The 23,539-nt window shown below is 28.6% G+C and carries 28 protein-coding genes; 23 read left to right on the top strand and 5 right to left on the bottom strand.

What is annotated here, in order from left to right:
- The first annotated feature begins 10 nt into the window (after positions 1-10).
- The 11 genes from DIC82_04105 (at position 11) to DIC82_04055 (ending at position 9,598) form a co-directional block, all read left to right on the top strand.
- Positions 11-388, top strand: coding sequence for a ribonuclease P protein component (locus DIC82_04105; GenBank protein AWK50284.1), 378 nt, complete (start codon positions 11-13; stop codon positions 386-388).
- A complete protein-coding gene (locus DIC82_04100) occupies positions 360-569 on the top strand; it encodes a membrane protein insertion efficiency factor YidD (protein AWK50283.1) in 210 nt (69 codons plus the stop codon). Before DIC82_04105 ends, DIC82_04100 begins: the two co-directional genes overlap by 29 nt.
- 22 nt (positions 570-591) lie before the next feature.
- Positions 592-1,362 carry a membrane protein insertase YidC gene (locus tag DIC82_04095; GenBank protein ID AWK50282.1) on the top strand — a complete coding sequence of 257 codons (771 nt, stop codon included), beginning with the start codon at positions 592-594 and terminating at the stop codon, positions 1,360-1,362.
- 47 nt (positions 1,363-1,409) lie between these two features.
- A complete protein-coding gene (locus DIC82_04090) occupies positions 1,410-2,039 on the top strand; it encodes a protein jag (GenBank protein AWK50281.1) in 630 nt (209 codons plus the stop codon).
- A gap of 169 nt (positions 2,040-2,208) precedes the next feature.
- Complete coding sequence (locus DIC82_04085; GenBank protein ID AWK50280.1) at positions 2,209-3,591, top strand: tRNA uridine-5-carboxymethylaminomethyl(34) synthesis GTPase MnmE; 1,383 nt, start codon at positions 2,209-2,211, stop codon at positions 3,589-3,591.
- A 9-nt stretch (positions 3,592-3,600) separates the two neighbouring features.
- On the top strand, positions 3,601-5,487 hold the full coding sequence (locus tag DIC82_04080) for a tRNA uridine-5-carboxymethylaminomethyl(34) synthesis enzyme MnmG (GenBank protein ID AWK50279.1): 1,887 nt from the start codon (positions 3,601-3,603) through the stop codon (positions 5,485-5,487).
- A gap of 17 nt (positions 5,488-5,504) precedes the next feature.
- Entirely contained in the window at positions 5,505-6,224 is a 720-nt protein-coding gene (locus DIC82_04075; GenBank protein AWK50278.1) for a 16S rRNA (guanine(527)-N(7))-methyltransferase RsmG, read from the top strand.
- A 138-nt stretch (positions 6,225-6,362) separates the two neighbouring features.
- Entirely contained in the window at positions 6,363-7,145 is a 783-nt protein-coding gene (locus DIC82_04070) for a nucleoid occlusion protein (GenBank protein AWK50277.1), read from the top strand.
- A gap of 279 nt (positions 7,146-7,424) precedes the next feature.
- Entirely contained in the window at positions 7,425-8,186 is a 762-nt protein-coding gene (locus tag DIC82_04065; protein AWK50276.1) for a sporulation initiation inhibitor Soj, read from the top strand.
- An 8-nt stretch (positions 8,187-8,194) separates the two neighbouring features.
- On the top strand, positions 8,195-9,052 hold the full coding sequence (locus DIC82_04060; GenBank protein AWK50275.1) for a chromosome partitioning protein ParB: 858 nt from the start codon (positions 8,195-8,197) through the stop codon (positions 9,050-9,052).
- Positions 9,053-9,091: 39 nt separating this feature from the next.
- Positions 9,092-9,598, top strand: coding sequence for a DUF4446 domain-containing protein (locus DIC82_04055; protein AWK50274.1), 507 nt, complete (start codon positions 9,092-9,094; stop codon positions 9,596-9,598).
- Between the two features lie 178 nt (positions 9,599-9,776).
- Here DIC82_04055 and yyaC read toward each other — a convergent pair whose 3' ends face one another.
- The 3 genes from yyaC to DIC82_04040 all read right to left on the bottom strand — a co-directional run bounded on the left by yyaC (position 9,777) and on the right by DIC82_04040 (position 12,261).
- Positions 9,777-10,358 carry a spore protease YyaC gene (gene yyaC, locus DIC82_04050; protein ID AWK50273.1) on the bottom strand — a complete coding sequence of 194 codons (582 nt, stop codon included), beginning with the start codon at positions 10,356-10,358 and terminating at the stop codon, positions 9,777-9,779.
- A 79-nt stretch (positions 10,359-10,437) separates the two neighbouring features.
- Positions 10,438-11,604: a cysteine desulfurase gene (locus DIC82_04045; GenBank protein ID AWK50272.1), complete on the bottom strand. Its 1,167-nt coding sequence runs from the start codon at positions 11,602-11,604 to the stop codon at positions 10,438-10,440.
- A 9-nt stretch (positions 11,605-11,613) separates the two neighbouring features.
- Complete coding sequence (locus DIC82_04040) at positions 11,614-12,261, bottom strand: lysine transporter LysE (protein AWK50271.1); 648 nt, start codon at positions 12,259-12,261, stop codon at positions 11,614-11,616.
- 165 nt (positions 12,262-12,426) lie between these two features.
- Here DIC82_04040 and DIC82_04035 point away from each other — a divergent pair, with 165 nt between their 5' ends.
- From DIC82_04035 to DIC82_03985, 11 genes are all read left to right on the top strand, one after another.
- Entirely contained in the window at positions 12,427-12,669 is a 243-nt protein-coding gene (locus tag DIC82_04035; protein ID AWK50270.1) for a hypothetical protein, read from the top strand.
- A 45-nt stretch (positions 12,670-12,714) separates the two neighbouring features.
- Positions 12,715-13,563, top strand: coding sequence for a mechanosensitive ion channel protein (locus DIC82_04030; GenBank protein ID AWK50269.1), 849 nt, complete (start codon positions 12,715-12,717; stop codon positions 13,561-13,563).
- Between the two features lie 16 nt (positions 13,564-13,579).
- Positions 13,580-13,774: a DUF951 domain-containing protein gene (locus tag DIC82_04025; GenBank protein AWK50268.1), complete on the top strand. Its 195-nt coding sequence runs from the start codon at positions 13,580-13,582 to the stop codon at positions 13,772-13,774.
- Between the two features lie 101 nt (positions 13,775-13,875).
- Positions 13,876-14,163: a 30S ribosomal protein S6 gene (locus tag DIC82_04020; protein ID AWK50267.1), complete on the top strand. Its 288-nt coding sequence runs from the start codon at positions 13,876-13,878 to the stop codon at positions 14,161-14,163.
- A gap of 13 nt (positions 14,164-14,176) precedes the next feature.
- Positions 14,177-14,632, top strand: a complete 456-nt coding sequence (locus tag DIC82_04015) for a single-stranded DNA-binding protein (GenBank protein ID AWK50266.1) — start codon at positions 14,177-14,179, stop codon at positions 14,630-14,632.
- A 23-nt stretch (positions 14,633-14,655) separates the two neighbouring features.
- The gene (gene rpsR / locus DIC82_04010; GenBank protein ID AWK50265.1) at positions 14,656-14,913 is read left to right on the top strand and encodes a 30S ribosomal protein S18; all 258 of its coding nucleotides are present in this window, start codon (positions 14,656-14,658) and stop codon (positions 14,911-14,913) included.
- A gap of 181 nt (positions 14,914-15,094) precedes the next feature.
- Complete coding sequence (locus DIC82_04005) at positions 15,095-15,415, top strand: MazG-like family protein (protein ID AWK53031.1); 321 nt, start codon at positions 15,095-15,097, stop codon at positions 15,413-15,415.
- Positions 15,416-15,436: 21 nt separating this feature from the next.
- Positions 15,437-17,377 carry a DHH family phosphoesterase gene (locus DIC82_04000; GenBank protein ID AWK50264.1) on the top strand — a complete coding sequence of 647 codons (1,941 nt, stop codon included), beginning with the start codon at positions 15,437-15,439 and terminating at the stop codon, positions 17,375-17,377.
- Positions 17,378-17,379: 2 nt separating this feature from the next.
- On the top strand, positions 17,380-17,826 hold the full coding sequence (locus tag DIC82_03995) for a 50S ribosomal protein L9 (GenBank protein AWK50263.1): 447 nt from the start codon (positions 17,380-17,382) through the stop codon (positions 17,824-17,826).
- Positions 17,827-17,838: 12 nt separating this feature from the next.
- Complete coding sequence (gene lonC, locus DIC82_03990) at positions 17,839-19,734, top strand: ATP-dependent protease, Lon family (GenBank protein ID AWK50262.1); 1,896 nt, start codon at positions 17,839-17,841, stop codon at positions 19,732-19,734.
- A gap of 146 nt (positions 19,735-19,880) precedes the next feature.
- A complete protein-coding gene (locus DIC82_03985; protein ID AWK50261.1) occupies positions 19,881-21,218 on the top strand; it encodes a replicative DNA helicase in 1,338 nt (445 codons plus the stop codon).
- A gap of 142 nt (positions 21,219-21,360) precedes the next feature.
- On the opposite strand, the gene DIC82_03980 is transcribed toward DIC82_03985, so the two are convergent.
- Positions 21,361-21,699: a hypothetical protein gene (locus DIC82_03980; protein ID AWK50260.1), complete on the bottom strand. Its 339-nt coding sequence runs from the start codon at positions 21,697-21,699 to the stop codon at positions 21,361-21,363.
- A 146-nt stretch (positions 21,700-21,845) separates the two neighbouring features.
- Between DIC82_03980 and DIC82_03975 the strand changes: the two genes are divergently transcribed.
- A complete protein-coding gene (locus tag DIC82_03975; GenBank protein AWK50259.1) occupies positions 21,846-22,652 on the top strand; it encodes a pyrroline-5-carboxylate reductase in 807 nt (268 codons plus the stop codon).
- A gap of 63 nt (positions 22,653-22,715) precedes the next feature.
- Here DIC82_03975 and DIC82_03970 read toward each other — a convergent pair whose 3' ends face one another.
- Entirely contained in the window at positions 22,716-23,234 is a 519-nt protein-coding gene (locus DIC82_03970; GenBank protein AWK50258.1) for a hypothetical protein, read from the bottom strand.
- Positions 23,235-23,539 lie beyond the last annotated feature (305 nt).

Below are 23,539 nucleotides of genomic sequence, written 5' to 3'. Positions count from 1 at the left end.
AAAATTATCTATGATTTATAGATTAAAGAAAAATTTTGAATTTTCAATTGTATATAGAAGAGGGAAATCATTTGCAAATGATTTTCTAGTTATGTATATATTAAAGAATAAAAGAAATAAAGATAAGAAATTTAATAGTTATAATAAAATTGGCGTTTCTGTAAGTAAAAAAGTTGGAAATAGTGTGGTTAGAAGTAGATGTAAAAGATTAATAAGTGAAAGCTTTAGATTAAATTATGATTCTATCATAAAAGGATATGATTTTGTTTTTATAGCAAGAAATCCTATCAAAGATAAAAGCTACTTTGAAGTAGAAAAGTCTATGAAGAATTTAATTAAAAAGGCAGGCTTATATAATAATGAAGAGACTACTAATAAGTCTAATTAAGTTTTATAGAAAAAGTATTTCACCTGGAAGACCTTCATGCTGTAGATTTACGCCAACCTGTTCACAATATGCTCTAGATGCTATAAATAAATATGGAGCATTTAAAGGTAGTATAATGGCAATTTACAGAATATTAAGATGTAATCCTTTTTGTAAGGGTGGGTATGATCCAGTAAGGTAAGGTATAGGAGGTATGTATTTTAATGTTTCAAAGTATAATTGATTTTATGGCTAATATATTTAATTACTTTTATATTTTTATGCATGATAGCATGGGAATATCAGATAAAGGATTAGCCTATGTCTTAGCTATAGTTGCATTTACATTGGTTATAAGATTATTGATATTACCATTTAATATCAAGGCTGCAAAATCAACTCAAGGAATGCAAAAAATTCAACCAGAAGTTAAAAAGCTTCAGGAAAAATATAAAGATGATCCACAACAGTTAAATGCAGAAACTATGAAGTTATATAAGGAGAAGAATGTTAGTATGGTAGGGGGATGTCTCCCATCATTACTACCATTACCAATATTAATGGCTCTTTATTGGGTGTTTATGGGTATAGAGGGGATAGATGGATCTTCATTTTTATGGATTAAAGATTTAGCAGCTCCAGACAAGTTATTCATATTACCAATTCTAGCTGCATTGTCAACTTATGTACCATCATATTTAATGTCTAAAGCTACTCCATCACAACCTGGTGGAATGAATATGGGAACTATGAATTTAATGATGGCAGGAATGATGGGATTTATGTCATTAAACTTTAAATCAATATTGGTTTTATATTGGATAGTTGGTAATGTAATTCAAGGTATACAAACTTACTTCTTGAATTATAAACCTGCAATGAAAGAAATTAATTCTAGAAAAAGTAAAGAAGTTATAATGGAATCAGAAAAATTTGCAATGGTGGTTGAAGAACCTAAAAACTTAGCTAGTAAAAAGAAAAAAAAGAATAAATAAAAAAGTAATTTAAGTTTGCTTTGATATTAGAGGTGGTGAATTAACAGATGAAATCAATAGAAGTAGAAGGAAAAACTGTTGAAGAAGCCTTAAATAAAGCTTTAATTGAATTAGGTACAGATGAGAACATGGTAAATGTTGAGATCTTAACGCATGGTTCAAAGGGTTTATTTAATGTTATAGGAGTTAAGCCAGCGAGAATTAGGGTTTCTAATAAATATAATTATATTGAGGAAGCAAAAATTTTTATAGCAAATATACTTAATTGTATGGATATAGAGGCTAAGATAGATTTTAAAGAAGAAAATGATATTCTTAGAATCAATTTATCAGGAGAAAAGATGGGTGTTATAATTGGTTACAGAGGAGAAACATTGGATTCTATACAATATTTAGTTTCATTAGTAGTTAATAAGGTACATGAACTTCCTCATAAAAAAGTTATACTAGATACTGAAAATTATAGGAACAAAAGGGAGGAAACTCTTAAGGGTGTTGCTATTAAGACAGCTAATAAGGTTAAGAAGACACGGAAGGTATTTAAGTTAGAACCAATGAATCCGTACGAGAGAAGAATTATTCATTCTGCACTTCAAGAAAATGCTTTTGTTAATACGTATAGTGAAGGCGATGAACCATTCAGAAAAGTAGTTGTTGAATTAAAAAAAGAGTTGTAGAAGAAAGCCTTAGGGCTTTCTTTTTAAATTTATAACTAAAATTTTATAAATTTAAAAAGAAAATTTGTTTAATATAATTTTGACTAATTAAATTTTGTTATGTAAAATTGATATTAGTTTAAAATTTATATTAACTAAAAAAATTCTTCTTTATAAAGGAGGACAATAAATGAAAGAATTTGATACTATATGTGCAGTAGCAACACCTATCGGAGAAGGTGGTGTAGCTATAATTAGGATTTCAGGAGAAAATGTTTTAAGTATTGCTAGTAAAATATTTATAGCTAAAAATAATTATGATGTCAAAAACATGCAAACATATACTATGAAGTATGGAAATATTGTAGATGTAGAAAATAAGGAAATAGTTGATGAAGTTATTATAAGTTATATGAAGGCACCTAGCAGTTATACTGGAGAGAATGTAGTTGAAGTTAATTGTCATGGTGGAGTTGTATCAACTAATAGTGTATTAAATCAAATTATAAGGGCTGGAGCAAGGCTTGCTGAGCCAGGAGAATTTACAAAGAGGGCATTTTTAAATGGTAGAATAGATTTAAGTCAAGCAGAAGCAGTTATGGATATAATTACGGCGAAGACCGAATTATCAATGAAATCAGCTATGTTGCAAAGTAATGGAGCACTTTCAAGAGAGATAGCAGAATTAAGAAAATATTTATTAAATGTATTAGCTTTAATTGAATATGCAGTTGATTTTACAGAAGATGATGAAGATATTATTGATGATAATTTAGTTCTTCAAATTAAAGAAGGTATTGATAAGACGATTTTAAAGATAAAATACTTATTATCAAATGCGGATGAAGGAAAAATTATAAGAGATGGTATTAATATAGTTATTGTTGGGAAACCCAATGTTGGTAAATCATCGTTACTCAATGCATTATTAAGAGAAAAAAGGGCAATAGTAACAGATGTTCCTGGAACAACTAGAGACGTGATTGAAGAATATATAAATCTTGACGGAATACCTATTAGAATAACTGATACTGCAGGAATAAGAGATACAGAGGATATAGTTGAAAAAATAGGTGTAGAGAAGTCAAAAGAAAAGATTGAAGAGGCAGACTTAATAATATTAATGCTTGATACATCTAGAGAGATAGATGATGATGATAAAGCTATAATTGACAAAATAAGGAATAGGAAATACATAGTATTATTAAACAAGATAGATTTAGATATAAAAGTATCACAAGAAATAGTATGTAACCTAAATAATAAGATAGATATATCTGCAAAAACGGGAAAAGGGATAGACGACTTAAAAAGAGAGATTAAGAATTTATTTTTTAATGGAGAAATAAATTCAGAAAGTCTAATTATTTCAAATACAAGGCATAAACAGGCATTATATAGAGCATTGGAAAATTGCGATACAGCTTTAAGTAGAGTTAATGCTAATGAATATCTCGATTTAATATCAATTTATATAACAGCAGCTATGAAAGCACTAGGTGAAATAACAGGTGATGAATTAGAGGAAGATTTATTAAATAAGATTTTCAGTGAATTTTGTGTAGGAAAGTAGGTAAAAGCAATGGCAGTAAATTATGATGGTGGGCAATTTGATGTAATAGTTGTTGGAGCTGGTCATGCAGGTTGTGAGGCTGCACTAGCTTCATCAAGATTAGGACTTAATACTTTAGTATGTACTATAAATTTAGATTCAATAGCACTAATGCCTTGCAATCCTAATATAGGTGGTACTGCAAAGGGACATTTAGTTAGGGAAATTGATGCACTTGGTGGAGAGATGGGAATTAACATTGATAATACATTTATTCAATCAAGAATGTTAAATACTTCAAAGGGACCAGCGGTTCATTCATTAAGAGCTCAAGCTGATAAGAAGGATTATCAGTTTAGAATGAAGAGAATTTTAGAAGAACAAGAAAACCTTAAAATAAGACAAATTGAAGTTACAGAGCTTAATGTCGAAGATGGAAAAGTAACAGGTGTAGTTACTAAAAATGGTGCCATTTTTAAATGTAAAGCAGTAATACTAGCAACAGGTACATATTTAAAGGGAAAGATTATTATTGGAGAAGTATCATATAGTGGAGGTCCTAATGGATTATTTCCAGCAAATGATTTGTCTCAATCATTATTAAATTTAGGAGTTACATTAAGAAGATTTAAAACAGGAACTCCAGCTAGGATAAATAGAAAATCTGTAGATTTTTCAAAAATGATAGAACAAAAGGGTGATGATAAGATAGTGCCTTTTTCATTTATGAATGAGAATTTAAAAAAGGAACAAGTATCTTGTTATTTAACTTATACAAACGAAGAAACGAGTAAAATAATTCGGGAAAATATAGATAGATCACCAATTTATAATGGAAGTATAAAAGGAATAGGACCTAGATATTGTCCGTCTGTTGAAGATAAGATAATGAGATTTCCAGATAAGCCTCAGCATCAAGTATTTATTGAGCCAGAAGGAATTGATACATTAGAGATGTATGTAGGAGGATTTTCTTCATCATTACCTGAAGAAGTTCAAATTAATATGCTTAAAACATTACCTGGACTTGAAAATGTTGAAATGATGAGAACTGCATATGCAATTGAATATGATTCAATTGATCCTATACAGTTAAAGCCTACGCTAGAATTTAAAAACATTGAGGGGTTATATGGAGCAGGTCAACTTAATGGAAGTTCGGGATATGAAGAGGCAGGAGCACAAGGATTAGTTGCGGGGATAAATGCTGCATTAAAAGTTAAAGACCAAGAGCCATTAATATTGACTCGTTCTGATGCTTATATAGGAGTTTTAATAGATGATTTAGTGACTAAGGGAACTAATGAACCATATAGAATGATGACATCTAGAGCAGAGTATAGATTGCTATTAAGGCAAGACAATGCTGATTTTAGATTAACTGATATGGGGCATGGGATTGGATTAGTCACAGAAGAAAGATACACTAGATTTTTAACAAGGAAACAAAACGTTGAAAATGAATTAGAGAGATTAAAAAAATTAAAAGTAACAAATAAAAAAGAAGTAAATGAATTTTTACTTTCATTAAATTCAGCAGGATTAAGAAAACCTACTAGTTTTTATGAATTGATGCAAAGGCCAGAATTAAATTATTTTGATTTAGCAGAATTAGATACTGAAAGACCACAATTACCTGATGATGTTGGAGAACAAATTAATATACTTACAAAATATGAGGGATATATTCAGAGTCAACTTGAACAAGTGTCTCAGTTTAAAAAGTTTGAAAAGAAGTTATTGCCTAACGATATTGATTATAGCCATATTAAAGGGTTGAGGACAGAAGCTGAGCAAAAGCTAAATAATATCAAACCAATTAGTATAGGGCAAGCATCACGTATTTCTGGTGTATCACCAGCTGATATTTCAGTTCTACTTATTTATCTTGAACATCATTATAATAAACAATCTTAATTAGTAATGGAGGATTTATGGATTTTTATGATTTAATGTCTAAATCAGCAGAAGATGTTGGTTTACAGCTATCAAAAGAACAATATGAAAAATTTATAATTTATATGAAACTTCTTCAAGAGTGGAATGAAAATATAAATTTAACAGCTATAATAGAGGATGAAGAAGTAATTAAGAAGCATTTTATAGATTGTATAAAAGCATTTAAAAGAGATGAATTAAAAAGTGCTAATACGTTAATAGATGTTGGCACAGGTGCAGGATTCCCAGGATTACCAATTGCTATTATGAAAGATGATATAAAAGTTACACTATTAGATTCTTTAAATAAGCGAATTAATTTTTTAAATACTGTTATAAATAAGCTAGGACTATCTAATGTAACAACAATTCATTCAAGAGCAGAGGACGGAGCAAGAGACCGTAAATTACGAGAAAAGTTCGATATAGCAACATCTAGAGCAGTTGCCAATATGAGTGTATTATCTGAATTATGTTTACCATACGTAAAAATTGGTGGAAATTTCATTGCGTTAAAAGGACCGTCAGTTGACCAAGAAATCAAAGATAGCGAAGGCGCAATTAAAATTCTTGGTGGACAATTGATAGATATTTGTGAGGTCAATATTGAGGACACGGAACTAAGACATAATTTAGTTGTAGTAAAGAAAATAGGAATATGTTCTAAGACATATCCAAGAAAAGCAGGATCAATAACTAAAAATCCACTGAAATAATATGTAAAATAATGTGAAGATAATTATATAAATTAATTTATAATAAAATAAAGAGGAAAAATATAGTCATAGTAGAATAAATGTAAGTAGTATCAAGTGAATATGTCACAGTATTTTAATAAGGGATGGGTTGGGAACATGAATAATGAAATAGTTAAAATCAATACAGACGAAGTGATTCCAAATATTTATCAACCACGTAAATATTTTAATGAAGAAGCAATTGAAGAATTATCACAATCAATTAAGCAATATGGAATAATTCAACCACTTACAGTAAGGAAGAGAGGAGAAATCTTTGAACTAGTAGCTGGAGAAAGAAGACTTAGAGCTGCCAAATTAGCTAACCTAGAAACAGTTCCTTGTAATGTTATCGACATAACAGATTCTGAGTCAGCACAAATAGCTTTATTAGAAAATCTGCAAAGAGAAGATTTAAATTATTTTGAGGAAGCAGAAGCATATTATAATTTGATTACCGATCATAATTTCACACAAGATGAACTGGCAAAAAAAATGGGAAAAAAGCAATCTACAATTGCTAATAAATTAAGATTATTAAAATTACCCCCAGAAGTTAGAGAAATATGTTTGAAAAACAAATTAACAGAAAGACATTCAAGAGCATTGCTTACTGTTCCAAACAAAGAATTGCAATTAGTAATTGTTCAAAAAGTAATAAAGTATGGGTTAAATGTAAAAAAAACAGAAGAGCTTATTAATGGAGAATTACTTAAATTAGCAGGGGAACAATTAAAGAATAAGGGAAAAAGAAATATAAAAAGTGTTTTACCAGCAAAATTATATGTAAATACAATTAAACAAGTGTTACAAAAGTTTGATATACCAGCGGAATATACTTATAAAGATGAAGTTGATTTTATAGAGGTAACAGTTAAAATTCCCAAAGTAAAAAAATAAAATTAAATGGTAAATTAAAGTAGTAAAAGTTAAGGTTACAATAATGTAGCCTTAATTTTGATTATGTGTAAAATCATGAAATAACTAAATATAAATAACTAAAAAAATGCTCATTTATAGTTTAATAATGTATTTTACATTATATGGTATAAATAAGTTTAAAAAATGCATTTTTAATAAGATAAAGTTGTATTAATTATGTTTTTTAGAACATAATTCTTTTATTATATTAAAAAACTATATATAATATTAATATGGGAAAGGGGGGACGTTCATACTATGAAAACAATTTGTATTTTTAATCAAAAAGGCGGAGTTGGAAAGACAACTACTAATATAAACTTATGCGCGTATTTAGCAATGGAAGGTTATAAGGTTTTAACTATAGACATAGATCCTCAAGGAAATACAACAAGTGGATTGGGATTAGATAAGAATAATTTGGATTTATCCATTTATGATGTTTTAATTTCAGAAACTCCCATTAAGGATTCAATAGTAAGGAGTGATCTAGTTCAAAACTTATTTATATCACCTTCAACTATGGAACTTGCAGGAGCTGAAGTTGAACTTATTAATAAAAACAACAGGGAAAATATAATAAAAGATAAATTAAATGAAGTTAAAGATGAATATGATTATGTATTTATTGACTGTCCACCATCTTTAGGAGTATTAACAATAAATGCACTGACTTGTGCTGATTCTGTTTTGATTCCAATTCAATGTGAATTTTATGCACTTGAAGGTGTTAGTCAATTAGTTAATACTATACAATTAGTTAAAAAATCACTTAATAAAAAGTTAGAGATTGAAGGTGTTCTAATGACTATGTTTGATTATAGAACAAATCTCAGCAATGAAGTTTTAAAAGAAGTTCAAAAATATTTCAAGGATAAAGTTTATGAAACAACCATTTCAAGAAATATAAGACTAGCTGAAGCACCAAGTTTTGGATTACCAATCATGCTATATGATGAGAAATGTAAAGGTGCAGAAGCCTACGTAAAATTAACTAAAGAATTTTTAAAAAGGCAGTAGGTGATAAGATGGCAAAAAAATTCACTTTAGGAAAGGGATTAGGTGCACTAATACCTGAAGAAACTGAAGAGTTTAGAGAAGAAAATGATAATATATTAATTTCAATAAATAAAATTAAAAGTGATGAAGAACAGCCAAGAAAACTGTTTGATTCAGAAAAAATAGCGGAATTAGCAGAATCTATAAAAACTCATGGTATAATTCAACCCTTGATTTTAAGGAAGTATATGGAGGATCAATATATTATAGTAGCTGGAGAAAGAAGATGGAGAGCTGCTAAGATGGTCGGATTAAAAGAAATACCTGCAGTCATAATGGAACTAAGTGATAGGGATATATTAGAGATTTCATTAATAGAAAATATTCAGCGTCAAGATTTAAACCCAATTGAAGAGGCGCTAGCTTTTAGGAAGTTGCTAAATGATTTTAAGATAACACAAGAGGAATTAAGTAAAAGAATTGGCAAATCAAGAGTAGCAATTGCTAATACAATGAGGTTGATAAATTTAGATGAAAGAGTTCAACAATACATAATTGAGAGTATTCTTACAGAAGGTCATGGAAGAGTGCTCCTTGCTATCAGTGATAAACAAAAGCAGTATGAATTAGCACAACAGGTAATTGATGAAAAGTTATCAGTTAGGGAATTGGAGAGACTGATAAAGAAAGTTAATGAACAAGAAGAAGATAATATTAATGATAATATTAATGAATTAAATCCGTATTATAAGGAAATAAAAAATCAACTTCAAAATTATTTCGGAACTAAAGTAAATGTTTCAGCTAAGAAGAATAAAGGAAAAATAGAAATTGAATATTATTCAGAAGAAGATTTACAAAGAATATTAGATATTATTAATATGTAATGTTTCACGTGAAACAATTGTGAAAGGAATGACAAGGGATTGAATATACTAATTAATACAATCAATGAGCTAATACCATATTTGATAGTTGGAATGGTCATCATAATCATATTATTATTTATAATGGTAATAGTTTTGTTTAAAGCAGTAGGTAGAGTCGAAAATAGATATAAAAAGTTAATGAGGGGAACTAGTAATAGTAATTTAGAAGAAATGCTACTAGATAGGTTAAATAGTATTGAAGATGCGAAGCAAAATTCTGAAAAAGCACTAAAAGAATGTGAAAGATTAGAGATAAAAATAAAAGATTGCATTCAAAAAGTAGCTATTATGAGATATAAAGCGTTTGAGAACGTTGGAAGTGATTTGAGTTTTTCTATAGCAATGCTAGATGATAAAAATGATGGAGTAATTTTAACTGGTATATATGGTAGGCAAGAGAGCACAACTTATGCTAAACCAATTGATAAAGGAATATCAAGATACGACCTTTCAGAAGAAGAATTATACGTTTTAAATGAAGCGTCAAATAAAGATAATAAATAAAATTTTCATTTTATATAGAGTGCCATTTTTGGGCACTCTATTATTTTTTAATCAATAGTAAACATTCAAATAACCTAATGTAAAATTGTTTCACGTGAAACAATTTTATGCCATCTCTGATAAATAAATCTTGAAAGGAAATATAGAAATTATAACTATGGAATAAAATCTTAGTATTTCACATTAATAAATTTTTAGCAGTTGAATGAGGGGTATCTAAACTTTTCATAATAAAATAGGATATTCCTTTAGAAATTGCATCAGCTAAAGTCATTACAGTATATAATCTAGTGTTTTGTAAGACTAAAAATTCAAAGGTTCCTGATATATTAACAATACCAGTTATGCTCATTTCCCCAACCGAAGGGAGTGATTTATTCATTGCCAAACCAGGCAAAAGAGCCTTCTTTTGTATAAATACTTTACCAATATTATTTAAGCAACCTAAACATGAATCAATTGCAACTATATATGGATTAACAAAATTAAATCTAATTTCATCTAATGATTCCACAATATTATTTGCGTGGATTGGATGCTCTAATGTTCCATAAATATGAATATTATTTTTAGATAAGTATTTTAATCTGTATCCAACCAAGGGCCCAAGGGAATCACCAGTAGACCTGTCAGTTCCGATGCAAACAAATATAATTGGTCTATTTTGAGCTATTATTGGATTTAATTCTTTTAATAGATAATTTTTAATTTTAATAGATGAATTAATTGATAATGCATCTATAGAAAAGCCTTCACACATAAATAAACCTCCTTTATTAGATTTATTTCCAATAAAGGAGGTTTTATTCATGATTAAATATGAAAATTTAATTATGAAGTTATCTTAATTGAATTTTTTTATGATTGGCAATTTTATTTAAAATCAGGAGTGTATAGTCAATTTCCTCTTTAGATGTAAAATAACTTATGCTTAATCTTACAGTACCATTGGGATAAGAACCTATAGTTCTATGTGCTAAAGGAGCACAATGCAAACCACATCTAGTTTTAATACCATTGCATTCAAGATTGTATCCAACTTCTGAAGAATCTAAAGAGTCGATATTTATAGATATACATGTAGTTAACATCTCTCCAGATAAGTCTCCATAAACAGTTATTCCATCAATGCTTAATAAGCCGTTTAATAAATACTTTATTAAATAATTATTATGTTCATATATAGTATTTAGGCCAATAGAATTTATGTATTTAATTCCCTCAGCTAATCCAACTATACCTGGAAGATTATGAGTTCCACATTCAAATTTATCTGGCAAGAAATCAGGCTGCTTCAGAGAGGAAGAAAGGCTTCCAGTGCCACCTTGTAGCAGACTAGAGCAACATGAATTGAATTTAGAATCTAATATAAAACCTCCAATGCCCTGTGGTCCTAATAAGCTTTTATGACCTGTAAAAGCTATTGCATTAGCTTTTACATCTTTCATATTAAGATCTAAGACGCCTGCACCTTGAGAAGAATCAACAATGAAAAATATATTATTATCATTACACATTTTTCCTATACCTTGTATGTCTTGAATTGAACCTGTAACGTTTGATGCCTGAGTTATTATAACTAATTTTGTTTTACAATTAATTTTACTTTTCAAATCATTTATATTAACAAATCCAAAGGGATTTGCTTTTAATATATCTAATTTAATTTGAAGTTGTTCTTTACATGAAAAAAGTGGTCTAATGACAGAATTATGTTCCATTGAAGAAGTTATTACATGATCTCCAGGTTTCAATATACCTTTAATTAATATATTTAAAGATATAGTAACATTACTTGTAAAAATAACATTACTAGGAGAATCATATCCAAAAAAGTCACAAATAATTTCTCTTGCATCATATAGATAGCGATTACTTTGGAGAGAGTTACTATAATTTCCACGTCCAGCATTACCACCTATATTAAGCATATAATTATACATACTATCAACAACTTGCTTTGGTTTAGGAAAAGTTGTTGAGGAATTATCTAAATAAACTTCCATTACTCACCTCTAAAAAATAAAATTATAACATCCTAAAATAATAAATATTATCCCCAATGCAAAAAGGAAATAATCTAAAAACCTTGTTGTGGTGTTTGCAAAATTAGGATTTAATTTTTTTAAACCTCTACTTACTAAGAAATTAAGGACACAGAACCAACTTATACTTCCAATTATCATTGAAAAAATTGAAAACATAAAAAATGTTCTCCCGTGATGCTTCCAAACATTAAATACAGTTCCACTTAACGCAATCCATAATGATGGAGTAGTTGGATTTAAAAATGTTATTAAAAATCCAGTTAAAAATCCATTTGAAGAATGTCTATTAATTGATTTCTCTAATTTTAAATCTAAATTTTTAGATTTAGATGATATTTTAATAGATAAAATTAAAACAATTCCTGACACAACCCAAAACAAACTGTGGAACCTGGAATTTTTGGTAAATACAGTAAATAAACCTAAATTTATAATTATTATATATACAATATCAGCAGAAACGGCACCAAGAGATACTTTAAATCCTTCTCTAAATCCCTTAGATAGTGAACGACTAACAGATTCAAGACCAGAAGGACCTAATGGAATAGAAGCTACAAAGCCTGTAAAAAAACCTACTAATATAGCCTTAAATATAATAAATACTGAAAACATAGTATTCTCCTTTTAATTGCATTTGTATATTATTATAAGATAAAAAAAATTTTTTTTCATTAAATTTTAGAAGTTTTTAATTATAAACATATTCTTGTCTTTATAAAATGAAAAAAAACTATATAATATAGATTATAACATAAGATTATAAGGGGTGATGCAAACATGAATTATTATATAATAGTATTCAAGAATACATACGATGCAATGTCGGCAGAAAAGAAATTGGATAAACTAAGTTTTAATTTTAAAATAATGCCAACACCAACAGCTATAACAATGAGCTGTGGAATATGTGTTCGAATAGATAAAAAAGAAGAATTAGATTTAATAATAAATAACGATATATTAGAATATAAAAATGCATATCATAGGGACAATGTCGGATATATTTTAGTTGAAAAATAGAAAATGGAATTGTATGTGTATAAGAATTATTTAATAAAATTATAAATGGAGGATAATCAATTGAATATTGGGAATTTAATTAGTGTGAAATTATTGGAATCATTTGTAAATAAAGGCTTAAAAATACTTCTTGTAATAATAGCAATGTATTTTTCTATAAAAATTGGAAAGCATCTAATAAAAAAGTTTGTTGAAAAACAAATTGAGAGTAACGCAATGATTTCATTAGATTCTCAAAGAGCAAAAACATTAGGAGAAGTATTAAAAAGTGTTTTAAATTATTCAGTATACTTTGTAGGAATAGCTATAATAGTATCATTTTTATTTGGAGAAATATCATTCACATTTGCAAGTATAGGTGGAATTGCTGTTGGACTTGGTGCACAAAGTTTGATAAAAGACTTAATTAATGGATTTTTTATTTTATTTGAAAACCAATTTGGGGTTGGAGATCATGTAACGTTAGGCAGCTTTAATGGGATTGTCAAAAGTATAGGAATTAGAACTACTGTAATTAGAGACTTTACTGGAGATATTCATTCTATCCCTAATGGTTCTATAATTGGTGTAACTAATCATTCGAGAAATGACATAAGATTTGTAGTAGATGTAAATATTTCTTATGAAGAAGATATGGAAAAGGTAATTGGCATTATTGAAAGTACTTGTGAGGATTTTAAAATTGAAAATGAAGAGTATATAAGTGAGCCTATAGAAGTTTCAGGAATTATAGCATTAGGAATATCGAGTGTTACAATAAGGGTAACAGGTAAAGCTAAACCACTTAATCAATGGAAGATGGAAAATCAACTTAGGAAAGTAATAAAATTAACATTAGATAAAAATAAAATAGAAATGCCTTATTCTAAGACTCAATTATTTAATGAAATATAGAAATGAGTGATAATAAATGATAGAAAATTTTAATCTTGGTGATATAGTAGAAATGAAAAAGCAACATCCATGTGGTTCAAATCAATTTGAGATAATAAGAGTTGGTGCGGATATAAAAATAAAATGTACCGGATGTGGAAGAATTGTAATGATTCCTAGAGGGAAATTTAAAAAGGAAGCAAAAAAAATAGTGATTAATGGAGAAAATTAAAGAAATGACTTGATTTTACTTCTGTTGAATGATATAATCATAAATTGAAATCCCTGCTGTGCAAAGCATAGCCGTTAGTCCGAGGGGAGGAGGTGAAATTAATGAGAAAGTACGAAACTATATTTATATTAAGCCCATTATTTGATGATGAAACTGTTAAAGCTAACATCGAAAAATTTAAGGGTGTTATAGAAAATGGTGGAGGAACAGTAGATAATGTTGATTTCTGGGGTAAGAGAAAACTTGCTTATGAAATTAAAAAAGTTGGTGAAGGTTTTTATACTTTATTTAGCTTTACTGCTGGCCCTGAATTACCAAAAGAGTTAGATAGAGTATTCAGAATAACAGATGGTGTTATTAGACATATCATTGTAACTGAACAAGTATAAGGTGGTGTTGTAAATGAATAAAGTAGTTCTAATTGGAAGATTAACAAAAGATCCAGAACTAAGATTTACTCCAGGAAGTGGAGCAGCAGTAACAACCTTAACGTTAGCAATTGATAAATATAACACAAAAACTGGTCAAAGAGAAGCAGATTTTGTACCCGTAGTAGTATGGGGTAAGCAAGCTGAGAGTACTGCTAATTACATGAGTAAAGGTAGCCAAGTTGCTATCAGCGGTAGAATCCAAACCAGAAGTTATGATGCTAAAGACGGAACTAAGAGATATGTTACTGAAGTTGTAGCAGATCAATTCGGTGGAGTTGAATTCCTAGGAAGTAAAGGAAGCAACAATTCATCAGGAAATAGTTTTAGTAATAGCAATGAATATTCAGCACCGGCAAATGATACATTTGGTGGTGGAAACTTTGAAGAGGATATAACTCCTGTAGATGATGGAGATATGCCTTTCTAAAATTAAGGTAAGGAGGGAATAAGATGAGAGAAGAAGGTAACAATAGTAGAAGACCAGGCGGTAGAATGAGAAGAACTAGAAAGAAAGTTTGTGCTTTTTGTTCAGATAAGTCTGAATTTATCGACTATAAAGATATAAATAAGCTTAGAAAATATGTTACAGAAAGAGGAAAGATTCTTCCTAGAAGAATTTCTGGAACTTGTGCTAAGCATCAAAGAGAATTAACAGGTTCAATCAAGAGAGCAAGAAACATAGCATTATTACCATTTACAACTGAATAAAGGTAATAATTATTATACCCCTGAGAAATCAGGGGTTTTTTAATATAAAAAAATATAAATAGTAGGCATATCTCTTTAAAATATGGTAAAATATAGTAAAAAATATATAAATTCTTGCAATACTTATAAAAAAAATTTAAAATAAGAATACAAGGGTTTTGAGAGAGGTGATATGACTATGATGAGAAAAGACAATTTTAATATAATGACTAATATTAAGATTATAGAAGATTTGAAAGCACAACTTCTTTGCATAATTGGAGAGTTTTTTAGACTTCTAACAAAAGGAAATAATGTAGCACGTGATTCTATCTTAGATTGCATTTCAGGTGCTATAATAATATTATATATCTTAGGAGAAAAACTAGGATATTCATTTTTAGATATAGATCATGTTATAAAATCAAAATTAGATTTGGGAATAAGGGCTGAGGATCAGGTTGAAAAAGAAGGTAAAAGCTTAAGTAAACTAAAACGTTATATTAACAATAGAAGAGATTAAATATATCTTAGGAGGCTTTTTATGAATTGGATAACTATGTTTAAAAGTTTGCTTAAGCCGGGATTATTAATTGCCATTTTAACAATATTATTCTTATATAATTATACAGGAATAGGTATAGTTGTTATTGTAATCTATTTGACATATAATTATCACCAGCTAAATTATTATTGTGAAAAAGAAAACGATAATAATGAATTTATAAAAAGCATAAATAATGGAATATCAGGAAATGCATTAAGAATTATTTATCCATTGGCTTTAATAAAAGAAGATGGAGAATTAGTATGGCATAATAATTTATTCAATACATTGAAATCAAATGAAGAAGATTCAGAAAAAAATATCTTAAGTATAACTAGAGGATTAAATTTAGATAATGTACTAAAGCATGAGGACAATTTACATCAAAGGTTAAACCTTAACGGTAAATTATATGATGTATATGCTACTTTAATTGAAAAAAAAAATAAAAAGTATTTATACTTACTGTCTTTTAATGATATAACAAAACTTATTGATTATGAAACTACTCAGGAAGGTGTAATGTTAATAGAAGTAGATAATTTTACTGAAGCATTAGACAAAACTGATGAAAATAACAGGCCTCTTTTGGTCGCAGAAATAGAAAGAACTATAAATTCATATGCTAATAATTTGAAAGCAATGATTAAAAGATACGATACTAATAAGTATGTGTTATCTATTCAAGATAAATATATTGAAGATGAGATAAAACAAAAGTTCAATATAATAGAAATAATTTCAAAAATTGATAAAGGTAATTCCATTGAAGTTACATTAAGTATAGGTGTAGGAAAAGGTGGAATGTCTCCTTTAGAAAATTACAATAATGCTAATATAGCAAAAGAATTAGCATTAGGTAGAGGTGGAGATCAAGTTGTGGTCAAAACTAATAATGACATAAAGTTCTTTGGCGGTAATACGAAAGAGATAGAAAAAAGAACTAAAGTAAAGGCAAGGGTTATTGCTAGAGCTTTAGGTGAATTAATTTATGAAAGTAGTAAAGTATATATTATAGGACATAAAAATCCTGACATGGATTGTTTCGGATCAGCAGTTGGATTAGCTAGTGTTGTTAAACAACTAGGGAAAACTTGTAATATTGTATTAGATAATGATACTAATGCCATTGACTATTACTTAAATAAATTAAACCAAGAATCTAAATATGATGATTTATTTATATCTGTAGAAGATGCAAGAGATGAATTGGATGGTAAAACATTGGTTATTATTGTAGATGTTCATAATAAGAGTTATATTGCTGATTTGCAATTAGTAGATAAGGCAGAAAGAAAGGTTATAATAGATCATCATAGAAGAAGTCCTGATATGATAGAACAAGATATATTAAATTATATAGAAGTATATGCATCATCTACTTCTGAAATGGTTACGGAGATCATTCAGTATATGGTTGATAAGCCTAATTTATCAAGAACAGAAGCAGAAGGACTACTTGCAGGTATTTTTATGGATACTAAAGGTTTTTCTTTTAAAACAGGAGTTAGAACTTTTGATGCTGCATCATTCTTGAAGTCTTTGGGTGCAGATCCAATTGAAATAAAAAAAATGTTTACTGATGATTTAGAAGATTATTTACTTATTGCAGAAACAATAAAATCAGCAGAAGTAAATGACAATACTGCTATTGCAATAACACCTAAAAACATAGATACTGTAATTATAGCAAAAGCTGCTGATGAGTTATTAAATATATCAGGAATTTCTGTGAGTTTTGTTTTAGGGGAAATAAATAATGATATATACATCAGTGGAAGATCAGTTGGAGATATTAATGTTCAAGTTGTCTTAGAAGCACTAGGCGGCGGTGGACATATGAATATTGCTGGAGGTAAGATGACAAATAAGACAATTGAAGAGGTTATTTGTGAATTAAAAGAAGCAATGAAAAATTATTTAAGGATAGGTGAATAGATATGAAAGTTATATTATTACAAGATGTTAAGAAAATAGGTAAAAAAGGTGATGTTATTGAAGCATCAGATGGATATGCAAGAAATTTTTTATTTCCAAGGAAATTAGCACAAGAAGCTAACGATTCAAACATGCATATTTTAAATAACAAAAAAGAAAATGAAAGAAAACAAAAATTAGCTGAGCTTGAAGCAGCACAAAAGTTAGCTGGAGAGTTAAAGGGAAAAGAAATAACAATAAAAGCTAAGGCAGGAGAAAGTGGAAAATTATTTGGCGCTATTACTAGTAAGGATGTTGCTGAATTAATTAAAGCACAGTATAAAATTGAAATAGATAAAAAGAAAATTGTTATGGATACAATAAAATTAGCAGGTGGATATGAAATAGAGGTTAAACTATATCCAGAAGTTAGTACTAAAATGAAGGTAATTATTGTTCCACAAGGATAAGGAGGATTAATTTTGAATTCATATGATAATGTAGACCTATTACAGGAAATTATTACAGGAAATTTATCTTTAGAATCACAAATAGAAGCATTATTTTCTATAACTAAAAATGTCCTTGATAAAGGTGCATTTAGAGCTAGAACAGTTAGATTCAAATTAGATAAATGTATACAATCATCAAATCTTTGCGAGAAGGTTTTTGCGTTAAATACTATCTTAGCTGAAGGTAAGGATTTGAAGATTACACCTAAAAAAGACGAATTACAAGAAGCTATAAATAAAACTGTAAGATTGATTTCTAATGAGTTAGCTAAGAGGTATGTTCAAAATAAGATTGAATCTCAAGTTGAAAAATCTATTATGGAGAAACAAGAAAAGTACATAGATGAAGTTAGACTTTCAGTTATAAACAAGCAAAAGGGTACTGAAAATAAGAAAACTGTTAATAAATTAAATAATTTAATAGAATTAGATAGCAGAACTACAAGTAAGAATATTATGAGCTTTCTAAGACCCACTGATTTTGGTGAAGTAGTTGGCCAAGAGAGGGCTATTAAATCGTTAATATCAAAACTTTCATCACCATATCCACAACATATAATATTATATGGACCACCTGGAGTTGGAAAGACTACAGCAGCTAGAATTGCATTAGATGAAGTAAAGAAGCTTTCGTATACACCATTTGATGATAAATCTAAATTCGTTGAGGTTGATGGAACTACATTAAGATGGGATCCTAGAGAAATAACAAATCCACTATTGGGTTCAGTACATGATCCGATATATCAAGGAAGTAAAAGGGATTTAGCAGAGGTTGGAATACCTGAACCAAAGCTAGGATTGGTTACTGAAGCTCACGGGGGAATATTGTTTATAGATGAAATAGGAGAATTGGATTCTATGCTTCAAAATAAACTGTTAAAAGTTTTAGAAGATAAGAGAGTTGAATTTTCATCATCATATTATGATCCTGATGACGAGATGACTCCTAAATATATCAAATACCTTTTTGATAATGGGGCACCAGCAGATTTCGTTTTAATTGGAGCTACAACTAGAAGCCCAAGTGAAATAAATCCAGCCTTAAGATCAAGATGTACAGAAGTATATTTTGAACCACTTTCTTCAAAGGATATAACACTTATAGTAGAAGATGCTGCAACAAAACTAAATGTTAGATTAGAAGATGGTGTTGCACAAAAAATTAGTAATTATACTTTTGAAGGTAGAAAAGCTGTAAATATATTAACTGATACATATGGATATGCGTTACATTGTAACAAAGAGTTCGTAGAGGATTTAGAAATAAAATTATCAGACTTAGATGAGGTAATATCAATTGGACGATATACTCCATTTGAAAGATTGACAAATATTAATAAAAGAGAAATAGGTCGTGTTTATGGATTAGGTGTAAGTGGATTTTTAGGATCTACAATAGAGATTGAAGCAGCTATTTTCCCAGCAAAGAAAAAGGGAACTGGTGTGGTTAGATTTAATGATACAGCTGGAACCATGGCTAAGGACTCTGTATTTAATGCAGCATCAGTTATTAGAAGTTTAACAGATAAGGATATTAAAGATTATGATATTCATGTTAATGTTATTGGTGGAGGAAAAATAGATGGACCTTCAGCAGGAGCTGCTATTACCATTTGTATAATAAGTTCATTATTGAATAAACCGATAAGACAAGATATAGCAATTACAGGGGAAATATCACTTCAAGGTAAAGTCAAACCAGTTGGTGGAATATTTGAAAAGATATATGGTGCTAGAAGAATGGGAATAAAACTTGTTTTAATTCCAAAAGATAATGAAAAGGAAATTCCATTAAAAACGGAAGATATCCAAGTTAAAAGTATAGAATCAATAGAAGAGCTTATGGATATTGCATTCAATTAGGCATATTTAAAAATAAGCCTCCTTAATAATTAGGAGGCTTTTTTTTATGACTAGTAAATGATAGAATTAGAATGAATAAAATTACATATGATAAGGCATATTTAAAAGATAACTGTCAACTGATAGTTAGAGGGGAGGAATAAAACTTGGAAACATCAGTTATGAGAAGTTTACCTCAAAGCATAGAAGCGGAACAATCAGTAATAGGATCTATGATTATAGACAAGAATGCCATTGCAAAAGTATTGGAAGGCTTAGACGAAGAGGATTTTTATAGAGATGGGCATAAGGTAATATATAAAACTATATTAGAGATGTTTAGAAATGATATAGCAATAGATTTATTAACTTTATTGGAACATTTAAAGAGTACTGATATGCTTGAAAGAGCTGGTGGAGTAACATATATAACAGAATTAAGTTCTTCTGTACCGACTACTGCGAATTTAAGTGCATACATAAAGATTGTTTCTGATAAGTCTACTTTAAGAAAGCTTATTAAGGCATCAACTACAATAATTGAAGAAAGTTATAATAATCAAAGTCAAGTGGAAAATGTTATAGATGTCGCAGAAAAGAAAATATTCAACATAGCTGAAAAAAGAACATCAAAGGATTTTGAACCATTAAGTGATGTATTAGAAAGAGGATTTGCACAAATAGAGAAACTCTTTAATAATAAAGGTGAAACTACTGGAGTTAGCTCTGGATTTACCGACTTAGATGCAAAAACTTCCGGATTTCAAAGCGGAGATATGATATTAATTGCAGCCAGACCTTCAATGGGAAAAACAACATTCGCTTTAAATATAGCAGAACATGCAGCTCTTAGGGATCATAGAAGTGTTGTAATATTCTCATTGGAAATGTCTAAGGAACAATTAGCATATAAATTGCTTTGTTCAGAAGCAAATGTTGATATGCTTAAACTTAGAACGGGAACTTTGGAAGATAAAGATTGGGAGAATATTGCTATGGCAGCAGGCCCGCTTTCAAAGGCAAAAATTTATATAGATGATAGTGCTGGTGTGACTGTTATGGAAATGAGATCAAAGTGTAGAAGACTTAAAATGGAGTATGGAATAGATTTAATTGTTATAGACTATTTACAACTTATGTCGGGAGGATCTTCTACTGATAATAGGCAACAAGAAGTATCTGAAATATCTAGATCTATTAAAGCACTAGCTAAAGAAATGGAGTGTCCAGTAATAGCATTATCGCAATTATCGCGTGCACCTGAGCAAAGAGCAGACCATAGACCAATGTTATCAGATTTAAGAGAATCAGGTTCTATAGAACAAGATGCAGATATAGTTATGTTTCTGTATAGAGATGAATACTACAACAAAGAAACAGAAGATAAAAATATCGGAGAATGTATAATAGCCAAACAAAGAAACGGTCCAGTGGGAACTGCAAAGCTTGCTTGGCTTGGACAATATAGTAAGTTTGGAAATTTAGATGTAATGCATAGAGAATAAAGTTTTAATAAATTAGAGATAATACTAGGAGACAGATATAAGAAATTAAGGTTTTAAAGCTTATATATTTCTTATATCTTTTAATCTTTCTAGTAACATGATTATTTAATAAAAGTTGCATATAATTCTTATTAAATAAAAACTAAGAAATTATTGGAATTATTAATTTTACGTTGTGCTTATAATCATGAAGTAAAATATTGTTCAAATCAATGTTTGATAAATAAAATATTCTTTCTGGTAAAGAGCTTTTTAGAGCGTTTTTGAATTTTATTTTTAATATTAAAAAGTTATTTTTATAAGATATTTCTAATATGTGTTTATTGCCATAGAATGAATCTATATTTATACAATAGAATTCTGGAGTTTCTTTAATTTGAAACGTTGGAAGTTGTTCTGTAGTATCAGAATATAAAATGCTGGTAATAAAGTCTTTTCGTTTTATTAAAGAATTATTATATATTAAAGAATTATCTTTCACATATATTCCTCCTTTCATATTTAATTGTAGTTTGTGAGTTTTTAATACAAGCTATCCTATGATTATGGTGGATTAAATTTAAAATATTTATATAAAAGCATAAAATTTCAATTTGTAATAATAAAATTAAAAATGGAGGTTATGATATGAGTAAAAAAGTTGGATTTGTAGGTTGCGGAAATATGGGAAGTTCTATGGTCGGAGGATTGATTAAATCAGGATTTCTAAAAGCTGACAACATAATAATTTCTACTAAAACTGAATCATCTGCAAAGAAATTAGAAGAACAATTTGAAGTAATAGCAACTTTAGATAGTAAGGTTGTTGCTAGAGAAGCTGAGATTATAATCTTAGCTGTTAAGCCTTTTATGTATAAAGCAATAATAGATGAAATTAAATCAGAGTTAACTAAAGATAAATTAATTGTTACGGTAGCAGCAGGGATTTCTATTAAGAATATGGAGGAATGGCTTGGAGATGATTTTAAGATAATTAGAACTATGCCAAATACACCAGCACTTGTAGGGCAAGCAATGTCAGCAGTATGTCCAAATAAAAACATAAGTAAAGAAGAATTAGAGTATTGCTTTAAAATTTTTGAAAGTTTTGGGGAATGTGTTCAATTAGATGAAAAAGATTTTCATGGATTTACAGCTTTATGTGGATCATCTCCTGCATATGTATTTATGTTTATAGAAGCAATGGCAGATGGAGCAGTAAAATTAGGAATTCCTAGGGCTAAAGCTTATAAGATGGCAGCGCAAAGTGTATTAGGTTCTGCAAAAATGGTTCTTGAAACAGGAACACATCCAGGTGAATTAAAGGATATGGTTTGCTCACCAGCAGGAACTACAATTGATGCCGTTGTTGAATTAGAAAAACTAGGATTTAGAAATACTATTATACAAGCTATTGATAAGTGTGCAGAAAAGTCTAAGAGCATGCAAAAATAATAAAATTAAATGGATATGTAAAAATGTTTTTATAACAAGTTTTGATATCCATTTAATTTTTTATTAAATAATTTGAAAGCCAAAAAAGTTCGATAAGTTATAATAAAAATCAAAATCCTTCTCGGTATTAAAGAAACAAGGAAACTTCATACCGTAATTTCCCCATATAGTAATAGGCTTATTGATAAAATAAAAGGTAACAAAGAAAATTTCTCTTGTGTTTAAACGAACTAAAAATGGAACGAGAGCTTTATTATTTAATTTATAGAAAACTCCATCATGAAGTTCAGCATTTAAATGCACTTTTAGTATATTCTTATCTTCATCGGGAACCAATGACATTAATTTATATTTATCTTCATCTGAAATTTTATTTATATAAAAATCTACATAAGCCTCACAATTGTTTTCTTCAAAGATATTTTCTATAAATTTAATGATTTTATTTTCTCCATTTTCTATATTTATAGCTTCGATAGTAAAATTTTTAAACAAATCAAAACCTTGCAATATATTATTAAATCTTATATCCACTTTATTTTCAAATTCATTATTACTTATAGGTATTAATAATTCATTCATTTCGCTCACTCCTAATTAGGATTATTATTAGGCACATGGACTTGTTACTTTTTTGATTGTGTCTCAATTCTATGGTACTCAAATATTGTTGTATTGTCTATAATTAAGTATGTTTAGGTAATGCAATTTTTAGTATTTCTATTTTGAAAAAAAATATTTTGTGAATAAAAGAATTATTTTTATACTGTGGAAAACTATAATTAAAATAATTGTGGATAAATAAGAAAGAAAATGTTGTGTATAACTTTAAAAATAATTTTTGTGGATAAAGTTATTTTCTTGACTTTTATCAGAGACTTAAATAA

Origin of the sequence: Clostridium beijerinckii (assembly GCA_003129525.1) — a bacterium.
GTDB classification, from domain to species: domain Bacteria; phylum Bacillota; class Clostridia; order Clostridiales; family Clostridiaceae; genus Clostridium; species Clostridium beijerinckii_D.
The sequence above is the reverse complement of the archived record's forward strand: the minus strand, read 5'-3'. Positions and strand labels throughout refer to the sequence as shown.

Excerpts from the sequence above, each read along its gene's own strand:
- DIC82_04085 (AWK50280.1), top strand. The coding sequence starts at position 2,209 with ATGAAAGAATTTGATACTATATGTGCAGTAGCAACACCTATCGGAGAA.
- DIC82_04000 (AWK50264.1), top strand. The coding sequence starts at position 15,437 with ATGAATTGGATAACTATGTTTAAAAGTTTGCTTAAGCCGGGATTATTA.
- rpsR (AWK50265.1), top strand. The coding sequence starts at position 14,656 with ATGAGAGAAGAAGGTAACAATAGTAGAAGACCAGGCGGTAGAATGAGA.
- yyaC (AWK50273.1), bottom strand. The coding sequence starts at position 10,358 with ATGTGTGAAGGCTTTTCTATAGATGCATTATCAATTAATTCATCTATT.
- DIC82_04065 (AWK50276.1), top strand. The coding sequence starts at position 7,425 with ATGAAAACAATTTGTATTTTTAATCAAAAAGGCGGAGTTGGAAAGACA.
- DIC82_03975 (AWK50259.1), top strand. The coding sequence starts at position 21,846 with ATGAGTAAAAAAGTTGGATTTGTAGGTTGCGGAAATATGGGAAGTTCT.
- DIC82_04080 (AWK50279.1), top strand. The coding sequence starts at position 3,601 with ATGGCAGTAAATTATGATGGTGGGCAATTTGATGTAATAGTTGTTGGA.
- DIC82_04015 (AWK50266.1), top strand. The coding sequence starts at position 14,177 with ATGAATAAAGTAGTTCTAATTGGAAGATTAACAAAAGATCCAGAACTA.
- DIC82_04045 (AWK50272.1), bottom strand. The coding sequence starts at position 11,604 with ATGGAAGTTTATTTAGATAATTCCTCAACAACTTTTCCTAAACCAAAG.
- DIC82_04075 (AWK50278.1), top strand. The coding sequence starts at position 5,505 with ATGGATTTTTATGATTTAATGTCTAAATCAGCAGAAGATGTTGGTTTA.
- DIC82_04070 (AWK50277.1), top strand. The coding sequence starts at position 6,363 with ATGAATAATGAAATAGTTAAAATCAATACAGACGAAGTGATTCCAAAT.
- DIC82_03995 (AWK50263.1), top strand. The coding sequence starts at position 17,380 with ATGAAAGTTATATTATTACAAGATGTTAAGAAAATAGGTAAAAAAGGT.
- DIC82_04020 (AWK50267.1), top strand. The coding sequence starts at position 13,876 with ATGAGAAAGTACGAAACTATATTTATATTAAGCCCATTATTTGATGAT.
- DIC82_04040 (AWK50271.1), bottom strand. The coding sequence starts at position 12,261 with ATGTTTTCAGTATTTATTATATTTAAGGCTATATTAGTAGGTTTTTTT.
- DIC82_04100 (AWK50283.1), top strand. The coding sequence starts at position 360 with ATGAAGAGACTACTAATAAGTCTAATTAAGTTTTATAGAAAAAGTATT.
- DIC82_04095 (AWK50282.1), top strand. The coding sequence starts at position 592 with ATGTTTCAAAGTATAATTGATTTTATGGCTAATATATTTAATTACTTT.
- DIC82_04060 (AWK50275.1), top strand. The coding sequence starts at position 8,195 with ATGGCAAAAAAATTCACTTTAGGAAAGGGATTAGGTGCACTAATACCT.
- DIC82_04005 (AWK53031.1), top strand. The coding sequence starts at position 15,095 with ATGAGAAAAGACAATTTTAATATAATGACTAATATTAAGATTATAGAA.
- DIC82_04090 (AWK50281.1), top strand. The coding sequence starts at position 1,410 with ATGAAATCAATAGAAGTAGAAGGAAAAACTGTTGAAGAAGCCTTAAAT.
- DIC82_04025 (AWK50268.1), top strand. The coding sequence starts at position 13,580 with ATGATAGAAAATTTTAATCTTGGTGATATAGTAGAAATGAAAAAGCAA.
- DIC82_04030 (AWK50269.1), top strand. The coding sequence starts at position 12,715 with ATGGAGGATAATCAATTGAATATTGGGAATTTAATTAGTGTGAAATTA.
- DIC82_03970 (AWK50258.1), bottom strand. The coding sequence starts at position 23,234 with ATGAATGAATTATTAATACCTATAAGTAATAATGAATTTGAAAATAAA.
- DIC82_04105 (AWK50284.1), top strand. The coding sequence starts at position 11 with ATGATTTATAGATTAAAGAAAAATTTTGAATTTTCAATTGTATATAGA.
- DIC82_04035 (AWK50270.1), top strand. The coding sequence starts at position 12,427 with ATGAATTATTATATAATAGTATTCAAGAATACATACGATGCAATGTCG.